Origin of the sequence: Ectothiorhodospira sp. 9100 (genome assembly GCF_022227565.1) — a bacterium.
Lineage (GTDB): Bacteria > Pseudomonadota > Gammaproteobacteria > Ectothiorhodospirales > Ectothiorhodospiraceae > Ectothiorhodospira > Ectothiorhodospira marina.
Map to the genome: position 1 here is coordinate 1 of NZ_JAJNAN010000153.1, position 370 is coordinate 370.

At 59.2% G+C, this 370-nt stretch carries 1 protein-coding gene; it reads right to left on the reverse strand.

All coding sequences use genetic code 11. The features are described 5' to 3' along the window. A partial coding sequence (locus LPW29_RS15410) for a restriction endonuclease subunit S (protein ID WP_238628740.1) occupies positions 1–370 on the reverse strand: 370 nt, incomplete at both ends.

Below are 370 nucleotides of genomic sequence, written 5' to 3' on the forward strand. Positions count from 1 at the left end.
GGGTAGCCAGACGCTGTTAGCTCATTTGATGAAATGGTAGGCCATTGCTTCGGTTGACTGATTTCACCAAGCGTTAGCAGGTCCCACCCACTCGGAATCAACCCCAGCGGCGAATCCTTGTAAAGCTCCGGCGCCTGCTCGGGGCTGGGGCGGAGCTGACCGTTCTCGTCGATGCCGCGGGTCAGCAGGTCGTGGATCAGGCCCTCCTTGACCTTCTCCAGCTTGGCGATCAGCGCCTCGGTCTTCTGGATCTGGGTGGCGAGGGTGTCGAGGATGCGGGCGAGTAGCCGCTGCTCGGGCAATGGTGGAGTGAACACAGAAAGCTTTTTCAGCTGCCCCGTATTCAGGCTGACTTGGTTGATGGCTTTCT